This is a genomic window from Oxobacter pfennigii, from assembly GCF_001317355.1.
Taxonomy (GTDB): domain Bacteria; phylum Bacillota; class Clostridia; order Clostridiales; family Oxobacteraceae; genus Oxobacter; species Oxobacter pfennigii.
On the sequence record NZ_LKET01000048.1, the window covers coordinates 1 to 1,582 of the forward strand.

Here is a 1,582-nt window from a genome sequence, read left to right on the forward strand (position 1 = left end):
AAATTCCAATTCGTACTATATAAGAGTAGAGATTTTCAATAATCTTTACTCTCTATTTTTTGTTATGATGAGTTTGATTGGCTGACGTAATTTCCTATTGGGACAACACGCCCGAAGATAAACTTGTCAGCCAGCGCTCATCTTCCTGATATTCGATTCAGCAAGTTGGGACTTTTGCTCCCGTGTCACTAACGAACATGAATGGAACCTGAGTTGTTGGAACCAATCATAATAATTCACAAAGGAGGGACCGATCACCTATGATCGCTGTTGGAATTGATGTATCCAAATCAAAAAGCACTATTGCCATCTTATCTTCCGATGGCCAAATACTTGCAAAACCTTTTGATGTGCAACATACAGAGCAATCCATGAATGACCTGATTTCTCAATTACGTTCTTATGATGACTCTGTAAAAATCCTGATGGAAGCAACCGGACATTACCATCTTCCTGTACTGAAAAAATTTCTCGAAACAGATATGTTTGTTTCTGTAATCAATCCATATCTTATCAAGAAGTATGGAGACGGCGAGATGCGGCGTTCCAAAACGGATAAAAAAGATGCCCTGCGCATTGCTACCTATGTTCTTGAAAAATCCTATTCTCTTGTATCTTTTTCCTCAAGAGAACAGAAATACTCTGATTTAAAATTTCTATCCGCGCAGTATAACCAGCGTATTTCCACTAAAGTAAAAAACAGAGTATATCTGGGCAATATCCTGGATGAAACAATGCCCGGCATCGAAAAAATCCTAAATACCAATAATCAAAAGCCTGAAAAAAATCTGTTCTTTTTATTTATCCGTAAATATAAAAGTTTTGATTCCATTAAGGCTATGGGGCAGAAACGCTTTTTTAACAGTTATTCTAAATTTGCCGGGAAGGCTGGCTGCCGTGACTATCAGGCAAAATGCTTACGGATTTATGAATTAGCCTCTAATAGTATAACTACCAGAGGCTCCGATTACTATACTGTACTTGCACAAGAGCAATGCCTTGACTTAGTGATTCAATCCCATGTTGCCGCAACAGAAATCATTACACAAATGCGTTCAATTGCAGAAACGCTGCCGGAATACTCTGTTCTGCATTCCATGCACGGTGTTGGGGACAGGCTGGCTCCCCGCATTATCGCTGAAATCGGAGATGTCCGGCGATTTACCAGCGGCAAAGCTCTGAATGCCTATGCCGGTAATGATGCACCTCCATACCAGTCAGGACAATTCGAGAGCCAGAACCGACATATCTCCAAACGCGGCAATCCGGCTCTCAGAAAAGTCTGTTATGAGGTCATGCAGTCGCTCAAAATGCACAAACCTCAAGGTGATCCTGTTTACCTTTTCATACACAAAAAGGAACAAGAAGGGAAACCATTGAACGTTGCCAAAATGGCTGGCGTTAATAAGTTTCTGCGGATTTATTATGCCCGTGTAAAGGAACTTGATAAATAAAATCCGCTTATATCATAACAGATTTTTTTCTTCATCACTAGATGAGGTTTTTTAAGGTTATCCATTTTTATTAACAAAAAATTTTTATATTTTTAAAAAACTCTTGACTTTTATTAGCAAGGTTTATC

The 1,582-nt window shown here is 39.0% G+C and carries 1 protein-coding gene; it reads left to right on the top strand.

Annotated elements, in window-relative coordinates:
• The first annotated feature begins 260 nt into the window (after window positions 1-260).
• On the top strand, window positions 261-1,454 hold the full coding sequence (locus OXPF_RS17190) for an IS110 family RNA-guided transposase (RefSeq protein WP_054876465.1): 1,194 nt from the start codon (window positions 261-263) through the stop codon (window positions 1,452-1,454).
• The last annotated feature ends 128 nt before the right edge of the window (window positions 1,455-1,582 follow it).